Origin of the sequence: Mucilaginibacter sp. KACC 22773 (assembly GCF_028736215.1) — a bacterium.
Lineage (GTDB): Bacteria > Bacteroidota > Bacteroidia > Sphingobacteriales > Sphingobacteriaceae > Mucilaginibacter.
Window position 1 is genome coordinate 841002 of record NZ_CP117883.1, and the last position, 13906, is coordinate 854907.

12 protein-coding genes are annotated in these 13906 nt (G+C 43.0%); 5 read left to right on the forward strand and 7 right to left on the reverse strand.

What is annotated here, in order from left to right; all coding sequences use genetic code 11:
* Positions 1–106 precede the first annotated feature (106 nt).
* The 3 genes from PQ469_RS03565 to PQ469_RS03575 form a co-directional block, all read right to left on the reverse strand.
* Positions 107–1969 carry an LTA synthase family protein gene (locus PQ469_RS03565; RefSeq protein ID WP_274211763.1) on the reverse strand — a complete coding sequence of 621 codons (1863 nt, stop codon included), beginning with the start codon at positions 1967–1969 and terminating at the stop codon, positions 107–109.
* Positions 1970–2039: 70 nt separating this feature from the next.
* Positions 2040–3239: an aminotransferase class V-fold PLP-dependent enzyme gene (locus PQ469_RS03570; protein ID WP_274211764.1), complete on the reverse strand. Its 1200-nt coding sequence runs from the start codon at positions 3237–3239 to the stop codon at positions 2040–2042.
* A 136-nt stretch (positions 3240–3375) separates the two neighbouring features.
* Positions 3376–3837, reverse strand: a complete 462-nt coding sequence (locus tag PQ469_RS03575) for a GNAT family N-acetyltransferase (protein ID WP_274211765.1) — start codon at positions 3835–3837, stop codon at positions 3376–3378.
* 93 nt (positions 3838–3930) lie between these two features.
* Between PQ469_RS03575 and PQ469_RS03580 the strand changes: the two genes are divergently transcribed.
* Together PQ469_RS03580 and PQ469_RS03585 are read left to right on the forward strand one after the other, a co-directional pair.
* On the forward strand, positions 3931–5373 hold the full coding sequence (locus PQ469_RS03580) for an aminotransferase-like domain-containing protein (protein ID WP_090643965.1): 1443 nt from the start codon (positions 3931–3933) through the stop codon (positions 5371–5373).
* 157 nt (positions 5374–5530) lie between these two features.
* Positions 5531–6754, forward strand: coding sequence for an MFS transporter (locus tag PQ469_RS03585; protein WP_274211766.1), 1224 nt, complete (start codon positions 5531–5533; stop codon positions 6752–6754).
* A gap of 365 nt (positions 6755–7119) precedes the next feature.
* On the opposite strand, the gene hmpA is transcribed toward PQ469_RS03585, so the two are convergent.
* Positions 7120–8331: an NO-inducible flavohemoprotein gene (gene hmpA, locus PQ469_RS03590; protein WP_274211767.1), complete on the reverse strand. Its 1212-nt coding sequence runs from the start codon at positions 8329–8331 to the stop codon at positions 7120–7122.
* A 135-nt stretch (positions 8332–8466) separates the two neighbouring features.
* Here hmpA and PQ469_RS03595 point away from each other — a divergent pair, with 135 nt between their 5' ends.
* Both PQ469_RS03595 and PQ469_RS03600 read left to right on the forward strand, forming a co-directional pair.
* Positions 8467–8907, forward strand: a complete 441-nt coding sequence (locus tag PQ469_RS03595; protein WP_090642764.1) for an RrF2 family transcriptional regulator — start codon at positions 8467–8469, stop codon at positions 8905–8907.
* A 39-nt stretch (positions 8908–8946) separates the two neighbouring features.
* Complete coding sequence (locus PQ469_RS03600) at positions 8947–9507, forward strand: GNAT family N-acetyltransferase (RefSeq protein ID WP_090642767.1); 561 nt, start codon at positions 8947–8949, stop codon at positions 9505–9507.
* A 15-nt stretch (positions 9508–9522) separates the two neighbouring features.
* Here the strand turns inward: PQ469_RS03600 and PQ469_RS03605 are convergent, their stop codons facing one another.
* From PQ469_RS03605 to PQ469_RS03615, 3 genes are all read right to left on the reverse strand, one after another.
* The gene (locus PQ469_RS03605; RefSeq protein WP_274211768.1) at positions 9523–10326 is read right to left on the reverse strand and encodes an MBL fold metallo-hydrolase; all 804 of its coding nucleotides are present in this window, start codon (positions 10324–10326) and stop codon (positions 9523–9525) included.
* A gap of 5 nt (positions 10327–10331) precedes the next feature.
* Positions 10332–10526, reverse strand: coding sequence for a DUF6438 domain-containing protein (locus PQ469_RS03610; RefSeq protein ID WP_274211769.1), 195 nt, complete (start codon positions 10524–10526; stop codon positions 10332–10334).
* Positions 10527–10852: 326 nt separating this feature from the next.
* Positions 10853–11074: a YdeI/OmpD-associated family protein gene (locus tag PQ469_RS03615; protein ID WP_274211770.1), complete on the reverse strand. Its 222-nt coding sequence runs from the start codon at positions 11072–11074 to the stop codon at positions 10853–10855.
* A gap of 233 nt (positions 11075–11307) precedes the next feature.
* On the opposite strand from PQ469_RS03615, the gene PQ469_RS03620 reads away from it, so the two are divergent.
* Positions 11308–13824 carry a TonB-dependent receptor gene (locus tag PQ469_RS03620; RefSeq protein ID WP_274211771.1) on the forward strand — a complete coding sequence of 839 codons (2517 nt, stop codon included), beginning with the start codon at positions 11308–11310 and terminating at the stop codon, positions 13822–13824.
* Positions 13825–13906: the final 82 nt, after the last annotated feature.

The following is a 13906-nucleotide window of genomic DNA, read 5'->3' on the forward strand; positions in this document are numbered from 1 at the left end:
AGCACCAGGTTTGGTCAGCGATTTAACATAACACCCTGGATTTTAAAAGGATTGCAGGTAGAAGCTTTTTAATCCTTACAATCTTTAAGAAACAGCTGAAACTCTGTTACTTCAAATAATCCGAAAACACTTGTTGCATAAAAGCCTTGGCATAATCCAACGTTTTATCAGTATAAGCTTTTGGAGCGTTTTTGTTTTGGATATAGCTAACCGTTTGGCCTGCGTTATCGTAAGTAACAGCCTGGTTGGGCAGCATAAAGCCCATGCCGTTATCCCAGTCAAAAAACGCGAAATCGCGGCTATAGGGGTTCAGTAAATCCTTCGACCATTTGAATTGCTGATGCGGCAGGTTTAATTGTGCCAGCAGGGTGGCGGCTATATCCGTTTGGTTGCCCAGCTTTTTTATCCTTAGGCCGCGGTATTCTGGTTTGATAGCATCGCCGAAAAACAGTATGGGGATATGATATTTACGTGGTTCGTAAGGTTCCGATTTATCGAGCGGTAAGCGGTGCCCATGATCGGCCACTAAAATAAACAGGGTGTTTTTGTACCAGCTTTGTTTTTTTGCGGCATCAAAGTATTGTTTCAGGCTGGCATCGGTATAGTAGGCCGTGCTCCTGAATTTGTTGCCCATATCATCGCCGGGGAAATGCGGAGGAACGGGAAGCTCAAAGGGCTCGTGGTTGCTTAGCGTTTGAACGTAGCTAAAAAACGGCTTTTGTACTTTGTTCAGGTAGCTGATATTCCGCCTGAATAAAATATCGTCGTGTGCGCCCCATTTGGAGTTCATTTCTTTGGCTTCAAAATCTCTTTTATCTACCAGGTCGGTTATTTTGTGGCTTAACAGGTAGGCCTTAAAGTTCATGAACTCGCTTTCGCCGCCGTAAAAATAGGATGTTCGGTATCCCTGGTCGGCAAAAACAGTGGATAGTGCCGGCAGGCGTTCCTGCCTTTCGTTATCAATGATAATTGTGCGCGTGGCCTGCGACGGGAAAGCGCTCATAATGGCTACAATGCCTTTGTCGGTACGGTCGCTGGCCGCATATACGCTATCAAACAAAACGCCTTGTTTTATAAAATCTTCAAAGTTGGGTGCATCGCCCTTTTCGCCGCCTAATGATTCAATTAAATCGGCAGTAAAACTTTCCAGTTGAAAAATAACCACGTTTGGGCGGTTGGTTGTTAGGATATGTAAAGTGCTGTCTTTTTTTACGGCGTACATACTATCAACCATCGCCGAAGCCTTTTCGGCAGGCATAAACACGTAAGGATTACCCGGCGATTCCAGGTTTTCTACTACGTTCTGGATCAGGTTCCATTCGGTGTTTAATGCTGATTGGTTAAGGATGGGTTTTGGCGAGAAATAGGCATTGCTTTGGGCTATAGGCGCTACCTGCAGGCCGCCACGGATAATCAGCAGGGTTATGCCCAGCAACAAAACAACGATAACGGGCTTTACAATCAGTGGCGCGTTGGGCTTTTTAAAATCAAAATCGATAATGTATTTCGACAGAAAAACACCTCCGGCTATCAAAGCCACAAACAGCACAAAAGTTAAAAACAGTGGTGACGAACTTGATGCGGCAAAAGCCTCAGATGGCGCGTTAAAGAAAACATCAAATGCCCTGAAATTTACCTTGGTACCCCATTCGCGGAAAATATTGAGGTTAACAACCGTTACTATAGCGATGATAACTACAGCCAGGTAAACGTAAAACCTGAGCCATTTACTACCAATATGCCTTTTGGTGAACCAGTTAACGCAAAATACCAGCAGGGGGACAGAACTGATGTATGCTGCAACCGAGGCATCCATCAGGAGGCCGTATTGAAAGGTTTGGGCTATCTCCGAAAAACTGGCACCACTAAGTTTGTTGCGAAAATAGACTTCGAATACCACACGGGTAATGAGGGCCAGTATGATCCAGAAAATAAAAAAGCGGCAAAAACTAAACAGGCTTCTCAACATCGGTTTCAAAAATAACTATTTAAACCTGATGTTAAGAAGCCTTTAATGTAAGGTAAACGTAATATGGACTTTAGCTGACAAGCATGCTTTTTAGCTCGGTACATAGTACCTGTATCTCGGCCGCCGTGTTATAATAATGCACCGAAGCCCTTACATTGCTTTGCAAATGGTTTTTATCCATATAAATAAGGGTGGATATGGCTTTGCCAACAGATACATTGATATTTTTTTCGGCCAGTTTATTTTTTACAAACGCGCTCTCTAATCCCTTTGCCGAAAAAGTTACTATACCGCATTGCTGCGCGCCAAAATCATGAACGGTAATACCATCAATCGCGGCCAGTTCACGGCGCAACAGCGTGGCTAAATACTGTATGCGCTCCCAAATCCTGTCTACGCCGATGTTTAAGGCATAGTCCACCGCTTTACCAATCCCGAGGGTAAGGGCGCGATTTTTCTCGTACAGCTCAAATCGGCGGGCATCGCTTCGTGGTTTAAAATCATGCAGGCTTACGGTTGGCGCACTGTAGCCATCCATAAACAAGAGCTTCAACGAGTCCTGGATTTCCTTACGCACAAACAGAAAGCCTGTACCTCTTGGTGCCCGCAGATATTTACGGCCGGTTACCGATAGCATATCGCAACCAATCTCCTTTACATCCAGCGGGATTTGTCCGGCACTTTGGCAGGCATCAACCAAATATAAAATATTGTGTCGGCGGGCTATTTTCCCAATCTCCACAATCGGGATCATCCCGCCTGCAGTTGAAGGGATATGCGTCATGGCTATCAATTTAGTTTTTGGTGATATTGCTTGTTCAAAAACATCCAGCGGGAAATTGCCCTGCGCATTGTTCGATATTATTTTAAGGCTTACACCCAGCGTTTTTTGAGCGTTCAAAAAGCCGATGATATTGGTTACATATTCCATTTCGCAGGTAATAATCTCGTCGCCGGGTTTAAAATCAATACCGTTAAAGGCGATGCCCCAGGCGGTGCTTGCATTTTCAACAATGGCAATTTCGTCAGCATCGGCGTTAATGAGTTTGGCAACCAGGCTATAGGTATTATTTAATTGCTCCCGGTATTTATCTTCAATTTCATAGCCGCCAAGGGTGGCTTCTTCACGTAGGTAGTTAATTACAGTATCAACCACCACATCGGGGTTAAAAGAAGCCCCGGCATTATTGAAATGAATTTTTTGAGTTGTGCCGTTGGTTTCGGCACGTAGTTGCTGTATTTCCTGTTCGCTTATAGGGCTAACTTGCATCGTGTTTTAGTTTGGTGTGTAAAGTATGTTATCGCTGTACCCTCAGGGTCTCCTTGAAAAGGGACCCTGAGGGCGCCTGCTAAGTCCTGCGTGCTATTTCAGGGCCCGCTTCGAGAGACCCTGAGGGGACTAATAGTTATTGAAAATTTATCTCCATCATAATATCGGCGCGGCCATAAGTGCCTGGCGTAACCGGGATTTCTGTAAAGCCTAATTTGTGATAAATGTGAACAGCGTTTTTTAGTATGCGGCTCGAAAAAAGGATGAGTTTTTTAACACCCATTTCCCTGGCTTTATCAATACCAGCCTGGCATAAAAACTGACCGGCACCACCACCATGATAAGCCTTATCAACAGCCATTTTGGTAAGCTCATAAACGCCATCCTCAATAAAGCGCAGTCCTACTGTACCAATAATAGTATCGCCTGCGGCTGCAAAATAAATTTTACCACCTTGTTTTAGCATGGCTTCGTCGGGGTTTTCCAAAACCCATTTGTCCAGCGGCTCAACCACAAAAAATTCTTCGAGCCATGCTTTGTTGAATTTTTCAAAGTACGACTGATACTTTGGCTGATAATCAATTAATTGAAGTTCCATTTTTAATAAAATTTTGATCATTACAAAGTAAAAGCATCTGCGTATAGCAAAACAGATTCAGATTTGTTAATTTTGACCATAACAGATTTTAAAATGGAGAAATTGATTGCCGGGGTTAACGATGATTTTTTATATGCGCAGATAGCTGCCCGTATTGAAACACAGATAAAACAGAATCTGTTAAAATCCGGTGATAAGCTGCCATCTGTAAGGGCATTAAGCCTTGAGCAGGGTATCAGCATCAGCACATCATACAAAGCTTATGTAGAACTGGAAAACATGGGCATGATAGAGGCCAGGCCCAAATCGGGCTATTACGTTAAGTTTTCACCGGCAAGGTTAACCAAAGCGCCCGAAACCAAACCTCCGCTGAAAAAAATAGAGCAGGCCACTGTTACCCAGATGATCGCGATGGTTTACCAAAACATGAGCGAGGAAAGTGTTATACGTTTGTCGCGCTCATCGCCGCCGCTAAGCCTTATCCCTATGGCTAAGCTCAGTAAATCCATGATGGAATCTATCCGTAAAAGCCCCACGGGTAATATCAATTATGAAAATTTGCAGGGTAATATTTCGTTACGCAAGCATGTGGCCAAAAACGCTTTTAATTGGGGCGGCAACATTACCGGGGACGATGTGGTAACCACGCAGGGTTGCCTTGAAGCCCTGATATTTTGCCTGCGGGCGCTTACCAAACCGGGCGATACGGTTGCCATTGAGAGCCCAACCTTTTTCGGGATCTTTAATATAATGCTCAGCCTTGATCTGAAGGTGCTGGAGATTCCGGTTAATCCTGATACAGGTATCGACATTGATTACCTGGCCGAGGCTATGGATAAAGTGGATATTAAAGCATGCCTGTTTGTAACCAACTTTAGTAACCCGGTAGGCAGCTGCATGCCCGATGATAGTAAACAGCGATTGGTTAAACTAATAACAAAAAGGCAGATCCCTTTGATTGAGGATGATATTTACGGTGAAATTTATTTTGGCAAAAGTCGCCCGCGTACCTGTAAAAGCTATGATACCGAAGGCTGGGTGCTGTTATGCTCATCAGTCTCCAAATCAATTGCGCCGGGCTACCGGGTAGGCTGGTGCATACCGGGCAGGTTTAAGGACCAGGTTATCAATATCAAAATGATGCATACTATCAGCTCGGCCACGCCAACCCAGGCAGCTGTTGCTCATTTTTTTGAAACAGGCCGGTATGATCTGCATATGCGCAACCTGCGTAAAACATTGTACACCCAAAGCCTGCGTTATACCCAGGCTATTGCTACTCATTTCCCGCCAGGCACCAAAATAAGCCAGCCCCAGGGAGGCTATGCCCTGTGGATTGAGCTGGATAAAAATATTGATGCATTTGAGCTTTACCAGCTTGCCATTGCCCAAAACATCAGCATTGCGCCCGGTCAAATTTTCAGCACCGATGCCCGCTTCACCAATTTTATCCGCATTAGTTTTGGTTTAACCTTTGATGGCGCAGTGGAAAATAGCTTTAAAGTTTTAGGAGATTTGATAAGGCAATTGGGATGAAATGCTACCCCGGTTTCAACTGTCGTCAAAAGATCATAAAAAACGGTAAATATATAACCGCTTACACAAACGGGGTATCTTTGCGACTTATTTAATAATTGACCGGAAAAAAGAGCTTTGGATAGCCCTTTCCACCCGTTCAGTAAATTTAATTAATATGTACTCAACGCTTTCTGTGCCAAAAACAATTAAACAACGGCACCAGGGTATTGCCAATTTACTGGCTTTTGCATTAATACCGCTTTCGGGCTTTGCAACTGATATATACATCCCGTCGTTACCTACCATGGCTGCCGAATTGCATGTGAGCAGTATCCAGGTGCAGCTTACTTTAACCTTGTTTTTAATAAGCTACGGCGTTACCCAACTATTTATTGGCAGCGTGCTTGATAGTTTTGGCCGATACAACATAAGCCTGGCATGCCTGGTGCTTTTTGCGGTTGCCAGTATTGTTATAGCCACCTCTACCAATATTTATGTAATATACCTCATGCGGATAGTACACGGTATTACCGTAGCTGGTGTAATTGTTTCCAAGCGCGCTTACTTTATCGATCTTTTTTCGGGCGAAAAGCTGAAGCATTATCTTAGTATGTTTTCTATCATCTGGTCTACCGGGCCAATTGTAGCGCCTTTTATTGGCGGATACCTTCAAACCGGTTACGGTTGGAAATCAAACTTTTACCTCCTGGCCATATTTGCAGCAGTATTTGTGGTTTTGGAGCTGATCTTCAGCGGTGAAACTTTGAAAAACTTTTCGACATTCCATATCAAAAAGATCGGTGGCATTTATGCCGACATGATAAAAACCACCAGTTTTACCCTCGGTCTTATTATGTTGGGGCTTGCATACTGTATGGTGATGATCTATAACATGACGGGCCCTTTTATCATAGAACATACTTTGCATCTATCGCCTGTTGTAGCGGGTTATAGCTCCCTGGTGCTGGGCATAGCCTGGCTTATTGGTGGGCTTATTGGTAAAGCCACCATCAACAAACCATTTTTTAACCGCATGGTGGTTAACCTTACCCTGCAGGTAATATTTGTAATAGTTATGCTGATAAGCATGAGGTATATAGCCAATTTATATACCATTATATTTTTCGCTTTTATAATCCATATAGCGGCAGGGTTTACTTTTAATAACTTTTTTACCTATTGCTTAAGCCGCTTCCCAAAAAACGCCGGTATAGCCAGCGGACTTTCGGGCGGGATAAATTACGTTATCGTATCGTTTTTTAGCTATGGCATTGTTTTTCTGCTGCCCGCTAAAGATGAACATAACCTGGGATACAGCTATTTTATACTGATCGTGCTATCGGTTATAGTGATGCTGATATTAAAAATGAAGAAGGAACTGCTGAGCGAAGGGGTATAAGTAAGAGTCATGGTGCCAGTGATTATAACCTGCCTACGCAACAATCTGCACTGTTTCAAATCAATCAACCAGGTGTAGGAGGTATAGCTGTTCGGAAGATTATAAAAAGCGGAGGATGTGTTATTCCTTCCCTGGGAAAGCGGGGGATAGGGTTTGTGGACTGTGGGGTCGCTACTAATCGAATGTAAAAGCCTGATTTAGAAATCCCTCCCTGCACCCGCAGGTGAAGAGAGGGATGGGCTTCGTCTCAACCGGGTGAGTTTTAGCATACATTCAAACTAACGTTTATGTAAGTTACATTTAGGTATAGGTAGGTACCATGCAGTGATGGCCTGTTTTTTAAGTTTAGACAGCTTCTAACAGATTTAATTTAACTGTAATAGCTGCGGCCCAAATTCTTCAAAAAATATCTTATCGGCATTTATTCCCGATTCTCTCAGGTCATTAAACTGTTTTTGGATAAAAAACGATGGCCCGCACAAATAATAACGGGTTTGTGGATGGTGCTGCAGATCTTCAATCCTTTTTATATCTAAATACCCGTCATGAATATCTTCGGCTATGTTTTCGGGCGATGGTGCATCATAAAAAATATGCTGGTTAAAATTTGAATTATTAATTGCCAGCTCATTGATATTGTCTTTAAAAGCATGTACCGATTCATTACGGCAGCCATGAAGCCAGGTGATGGGCTGTTTTGTTCCTTTTTGGGTTAAGTGCTGTACCATGCTCATTAAGGGGGTTAAGCCAACACCGCCACTAATAAACATTACCGGCGTATCTAAATTATCGGGCAGGGTAAAATTACCTGCCGGCGAGGTAAGTTCCACCTGTTTGCCTTCGGTAATTTCGTCATGCAATAAATTGCTTATCATGCCATTAACATCAACGTTTGCACCTGCTTCCCGTTTTACCGAAATGCGGTAATAATCATCATTTGGCGCACTTGAAATACTGTATTGGCGTATCTGGCTTATATTTAGCTGCGGAAGAAACAACTTGATACTGATGTACTGCCCCGGTTTGTGGTGCGGAACTTTCCCGCCATCGGCAGGGTATAGGTAAAAAGAACATATTTCTGCCGATTCCATTTCTTTGCGTCCTACTTTAAATAAGCGCCAGCCTGTCCAACCGTTCGGTTTTAAAACCTGGTCCTGGTATAAATTTGCCTCATGGCCGCCCATTAATGCGGCTAACTGGTTATAAGCTACTTTCCAGGCTTCTAAAATTTCGGGGGTAGCAGCATCGCCTAAAACCTCGCTGATAGATGCCAGCAGGTGGTTGCCCACTATGGCATAATGCTCTGGCCGGATATCTAAACTGATATGCTTTTGGCCAATCCTGTCAACCACGGGTAACATTACAGATGGATTGGCAATATTTTCTGCATAAGCAAGTACGGCCATGGCCAGGGCGGTTTGTTGTTTACCTGTTTGCTGGTTTCCCATGTTAAACATGTTTTTTAACTCGGGATTGTGTTTAAACATCCTGGTATAAAAATGAGTAGTTAGTGGTACGCCATGTTCTTTCAAGATTGGAACTGTGGCAAGGATGAGCGCTTTTTGATCGTTTGTCATAATAATATATTAATATCTTTTTATATTAAATTGAATTGTTTAAGACTGATAAATAGTTCAACGGGGCAAATCTAAGTTTATAATTAATAAAAGACAAAAATATCCTTTATTAATTTATTATCTTTGTTTTTAACAATGGCAATTTTTTCAAAAACATGTGAGTATGCAATAAGGGCCGTGTTTTATATAGCTCATAAAACGGTGGCCGACGGCAGCAGGGTAGGTATCAAGGATATAGCTGCCGGAATTGATTCGCCCGAGTTGTATTTAGGCAAAATATTGCAGGATTTGAGTAGAAAAGGTCTTATTAGCTCGGCTAAAGGCCCGCATGGCGGTTTTTTTATTGAACCGGCCGCATTAAAAAGGCCCTTGAGTGATATTGTAGAGGCTGTTGATGGCGACAGTTTGTTTCATGGCTGCGGTTTAGGGCTTAAGCAATGTTCGGAAATTAAGCCCTGCCCACTGCACAATGAATTTAAAGATATCAGGACCCGGATATTCGTGTTGTTAAATACTACCACCATAGGCGAGTTTAACACAGAGTTGATAGATGGTTTATTGTCCTTAAAGAAATAAAACTCCAGTCGGCCTATTTAACATTTTACCAAACCGCTTATGATACGCCAGGCATTACCAATTGACGCGATCTTGCTTAGTAAGCTCATTATCCTGGCTATGGGCAACCTTGCCCCAAAATTTGTAAACGGCAGAGATGAAAGCGAGGCCTGTTCCCTTTTTGAGTTGTTCGCCGGTAAAACAGGCAATCAATACAGTTATGAGAATGCTTTAGTTTACGAAGATGAAAGCGGCATTTGCGGCATGATCACTGGGTATGATGGCGCTAAGCTGGCTACTTTAAGAAAGCCGTTTTTAAAATACATTAAAGCGACTTATGGATTTGAGCAATCTGTGGAAGACGAAACCCAGCCCGGCGAATATTATATTGATTGCTTAAGCGTGTTGCCCGGTCACCAGGGTAAGGGGATAGGCAAAAAACTGATTGGGGCACTTATTGAACACGCGGCTGATAAAGGATATTTTACAACCGGGCTGTTGGTTAGCAAAAGTAATCCCGGGGCGAAATCTATGTATACCAGCAAGGGTTTTAAGGTGGTGGACGAGCGGTTTTTTGTGGGGGATATGTACGAGCACCTGCAATATAGGTTTGAGAAATAAGGCTGGTTTAAAACATTACGCTTCAAAAATGCGCAGGTATCTGCTTACCGAAAAATCCATCACCGCCATAGCGCCTTTTAAAATATAACGACCAAAGGCACCATACATAGCTTGATATTTAAGGTGACTGACAGATTGCTGTATTTGCAAAATATCCTTTTTGGATAGTGGGATAAGATTAGGATAGCTATACATAAATGATACCGATTTAAGGTCGGGGCTTACCTGTATCACATCGCCAACTAATAATAAGCCATCATTTTGCGGGCTGTACAAAACGCTGCCGCCTGGGAAATGACCGCCGCTGCATATCAATTTAATGTCGTCCCACAAGGTAATTTCCTGCTTTTCCCATAAATGTAATGATGCATCCCTCCGGCAAAGCCACTCTTCATCCAGTGCATTAATGTAAACAGGTGCATTGCCAAAGGCTTTGCTCCACTCCACTATTGTGGTAAAATAGTGCGGGTGCGATAGGGCGATGGCTTTGATGCCACCAAGTTTATTCACTTCGGCAATAGTTTTCTGGTCAATATTGCTGATGCAATCCCATAAAACATTACCGCCTGGAGTTATCAGCAGGTGGGCACGCTGGCCTATGCCAAAAGCAGACTTGGTATAAATGGCATACAAATTTGGGGCAACCTGCTCAATTTTGTTTTTATATTGCTGATTTAAACCGGCAAGCGTAATCCAGCTTTGGCCTTTGGGGTTTACATACTGGCGATCGTCTTCGCAAATTTTGCAGGCTAATGGTGGCGTGGCAGATGGAGGGTATTGTACGCCGCAAGTAGTGCAGATATAGGGTATAAGTGGCATATTGGTCAGAGCTTGTAAATTATTTTATATAAGTCCTGCAAAGGATATTCTCCCTGTAATCCATAATCTTCAATTACAATTTTGCCGGTATTGGTATAAAATGTTATGGTTGATTTGGGCTGATCTGACATGTTAACAGTATATTTTCTTTTGAGATTTTTTAAATCAGCGCGCTGAAGTATCTTATAAATTTGCTTCATTTCGTTATTACTTAACGAATAAGCAGAATCTTTATGTTTAGGGCTATAGTACCATTTTTTACAATTACTTGAATTATCAGCCAGGTTTATAAGGCAATGGATTGATGGGTAATCATCTGATTCCACGCCGAAATTGCTCAAATTTGATTCGATTTTAACGATGGAGCGGCCCTCGACTGACTTTTGTTGGCAACTAAATGTGAAGGCAGTTATAAAGAGAGTAATCAAAAAGCAACACCTTAGCCGGAATACCAAATACCTCATTTATTTATTTTTAAGAATGTTAACGCTTTTTCAACAGGCAGCTCGTCAAAGATGGTAGCATCTTAAGTCTTCAGCGTTTTTTGCTTATTTCGCAACATGATCATTGCCTTATCGGCCCGCACTTTACGGGTGTCTTCCTGCTTTGCCGAGCCTACCCAATCGCAATAGCCCTGCTTGTATGATTTGGACAGGCTTTCAAAAAACTCCATAGCTGCGGGTTCCTGGTCAAGCAGTACCTGTAGCTCGGTTGGGGTACCTTCAATGTGTTCGCCTTTTTTTAACATGAATTTTTGTGTTTGTAAAAGTTATTTGGAAGCTAAAAGTAGCTGGCCAATCCTTAAAGCTAACTAATTCATTTCAATTTCAATAAAAATAGTCGCTGTAAAAATACCAGATTAAGGTTTGGCAAACGGCGTTTAAAAAGTTGAGAATATCCGCATCCGAGAATAGATTCAGTAATAAAATAATAGGCGGCTGTAGCCCTTATTATTTGTAATTAATCTAAATAAAAATAACTTTGCAAAAAAATAGCCCGGCACTTGGTCGCCAAACTTCATACCGGGCAAATAACAAACCTGTTAAAATTTATTATTTAAGTAAAACTATGCATTTTACCGCTACTTGCCCCTCAACATTCGTTAAATACCGCCCCGTTTTATTAAAAGTATTCAATGGTATAAAACTCGCCTCTTTATTTGTGCTCCTTATTGTCTCTTGCCAGGCATCTGCCCAGGTTGCATCAAACGGAGCTGTAAAAGGAACAGTAAAAACAGCCGACGGTAAAGCCGCCGAATATGTAAATATTACCATTACCGAAACCAGCCAGGGGGCGGTTACCACGCAAAGTGGTCATTATCTGATTAAAAGCATTAAACCAGGCAACTACACATTGGTAGCCAGTTTTATTGGTCTGCAAACCCAAACACGGCAGGTAGCCGTAACCGCTGGCGAGACCACTACTATAAACTTTGTATTAAGCGAAGGCGGCAAGCAATTGCAGGAAGTTTACATACAAAGCGCCAAGCATAACAAGTTTTTGAAAAAAGAAACCGAAGATGTTGCCCGCCTGCCTCTCAAAAATCTTGAGAACCCGCAGGTTTACAGCGTAGTTACCAGCGAACTGATGAAAGAGCAGGTGGTAACCAGCTATGTAGATGGATTCAAAAATATCCCGGGTACCGGCGTTCCGCTGGTATATAACAACGGGCGTACAACCTTGCTGTCGCGCGGTTTTGTAACCGGCAATTTTATCCGTAATAGTGTTGCCGGTTATAACTTTAACAGTATCGATCCGGCAGATATTGAAAAAATAGAGGCCATTAAAGGCCCCACCGGTACCTTATTTAACAGCAGCCTTGCATCGTTTGGCGGTTTGTTTAACCGGGTTACCAAACAACCCTTTGAAACCGCCCGCACCGAAATTACCTACCAAACCGGTAGCTTTGACCTTAACAGGCTTACCGCCGATGTTAACCTGCCCTTAAATACAGATAAAACCGTATTGTTTAGGATTAACACCGCCTTGCATAACGAGCACAGCTTTCAGGATGCCGGTTTTAACCGCAGCTTTTTTGTGGCCCCCAGCATTACCTATATCGTAAACGATCGTTTATCGGTTGATTTAAATTTAGAAATAGGCAATTCAAATGCTACATCGGCCTATCGCCTGGCACCTGATACCAAGGGGAAAATATATAATGTTAAAGACCTGGGGATTGATTACAAACGATCCTTCGCCAATAACAATGTCGACTACCTGAGCAGGCAAATTGACGTTTACGGGCTGATAAAATACAAGATATCAGATAACTGGAAATCGCAAACCATGTTTAACAAAACCTACTCGAGCACCAAGGGCTTTGTTACCCTGTTAACCCTGGTTGATAGTGTAAAGAAGATTAAACAGCAGGCTACCAAAGAAGATTACCCTTACTACATTACCAACGTTCAGCAAAATTTTATAGGCGATTTCAAAATCGGCCAGTTCCGTAACCGTATTGTGGCCGGGGTAGAGTATTATAACCAAAAAAGCAATAATGCCAATGTTACTGTAACCATGCCCGCTATAAGCTACCTTGACCCCGGAGCGGCGTACAATAATTTTACTGCCGATAAACTTTCGGCACTGGTTGCGGCAGCTACGCCTAAAGCCAGCGATTACGTTCAGAATAACCAAAGCTCATACGCGGCCTATGTATCGGATGTATTTAATATTACCGATAGGCTAAACGCCATGGCCAGCATCCGTATTGACAGGTTTGATAACAAAGGCGCTTATACCCCGGCTGATGGCAAAATAACCGGCAATTTTAAGCAAACGGCCTGGTCGCCAAAATTGGGTATGGTTTACGAACTGGTTAAAGGGCAGGTATCGTTATTTGGTAACTATATGAATGGGTTTAACAACGTAAGTGCCACCAGTTTTGATAATACCCCATTTAAGCCGCAATATGCCAACCAGTGGGAAGGCGGCGTAAAGGTTGATGCCTGGGATCATAAAATCAGCTCGACCGTGAGTTATTACGATATTTCGGTAACCAATACCACCATGGACGACCCTGCGCACGCCGGCTTTTCGACCCAGGCAGGCACGCAGCTAAGCAAGGGTATCGAAGCGGAGTTAATTGCCAATCCGTTTAAGGACTTTAATATTGTTGCAGGTTTTGCCTATAATGATAGTAAAATAACCAATGCCGCTGCAGGTACCGGCCTGCAGGGTTTACGCCCGGCTAATGCCGGCCCGGCGCGTTTGGCAAACCTGTGGATGAGCTATCGTATTACCAACGGCGGCTTGCAGGGCCTGGGTGCAGGGGTGGGGGGCAACTACGGCAGTCAATCGTACCAAACCAATACACAAACTTTTAAATTTGTTATCCCGTCATATATCACCATTGATGCCACCGTATTTTACGATAAGCCCAAATACCGCGTAGGATTTAAGCTGGATAACCTGACGAATGAAAAATACTGGTCGTTCCGGTTGGCGCCGCAAAACCCAACACGCGGAACGTTAAGCCTGAGTATTAAGTTTTAAAGGATGCAGGGACAAGTATTTAGTCGAAAGTCTTGAGTTTTAAGTCAAAAATGACAATTCAAACTTAGGACTTACGACTAAG

Excerpts from the sequence above, each read along its gene's own strand:
- PQ469_RS03600 (WP_090642767.1), top strand. The coding sequence starts at position 8,947 with ATGATACGCCAGGCATTACCAATTGACGCGATCTTGCTTAGTAAGCTC.
- PQ469_RS03580 (WP_090643965.1), top strand. The coding sequence starts at position 3,931 with ATGGAGAAATTGATTGCCGGGGTTAACGATGATTTTTTATATGCGCAG.
- PQ469_RS03585 (WP_274211766.1), top strand. The coding sequence starts at position 5,531 with ATGTACTCAACGCTTTCTGTGCCAAAAACAATTAAACAACGGCACCAG.
- PQ469_RS03605 (WP_274211768.1), bottom strand. The coding sequence starts at position 10,326 with ATGCCACTTATACCCTATATCTGCACTACTTGCGGCGTACAATACCCT.
- PQ469_RS03575 (WP_274211765.1), bottom strand. The coding sequence starts at position 3,837 with ATGGAACTTCAATTAATTGATTATCAGCCAAAGTATCAGTCGTACTTT.
- PQ469_RS03610 (WP_274211769.1), bottom strand. The coding sequence starts at position 10,526 with ATGAAGCAAATTTATAAGATACTTCAGCGCGCTGATTTAAAAAATCTC.
- PQ469_RS03595 (WP_090642764.1), top strand. The coding sequence starts at position 8,467 with ATGGCAATTTTTTCAAAAACATGTGAGTATGCAATAAGGGCCGTGTTT.
- hmpA (WP_274211767.1), bottom strand. The coding sequence starts at position 8,331 with ATGACAAACGATCAAAAAGCGCTCATCCTTGCCACAGTTCCAATCTTG.
- PQ469_RS03570 (WP_274211764.1), bottom strand. The coding sequence starts at position 3,239 with ATGCAAGTTAGCCCTATAAGCGAACAGGAAATACAGCAACTACGTGCC.
- PQ469_RS03615 (WP_274211770.1), bottom strand. The coding sequence starts at position 11,074 with ATGTTAAAAAAAGGCGAACACATTGAAGGTACCCCAACCGAGCTACAG.
- PQ469_RS03565 (WP_274211763.1), bottom strand. The coding sequence starts at position 1,969 with ATGTTGAGAAGCCTGTTTAGTTTTTGCCGCTTTTTTATTTTCTGGATC.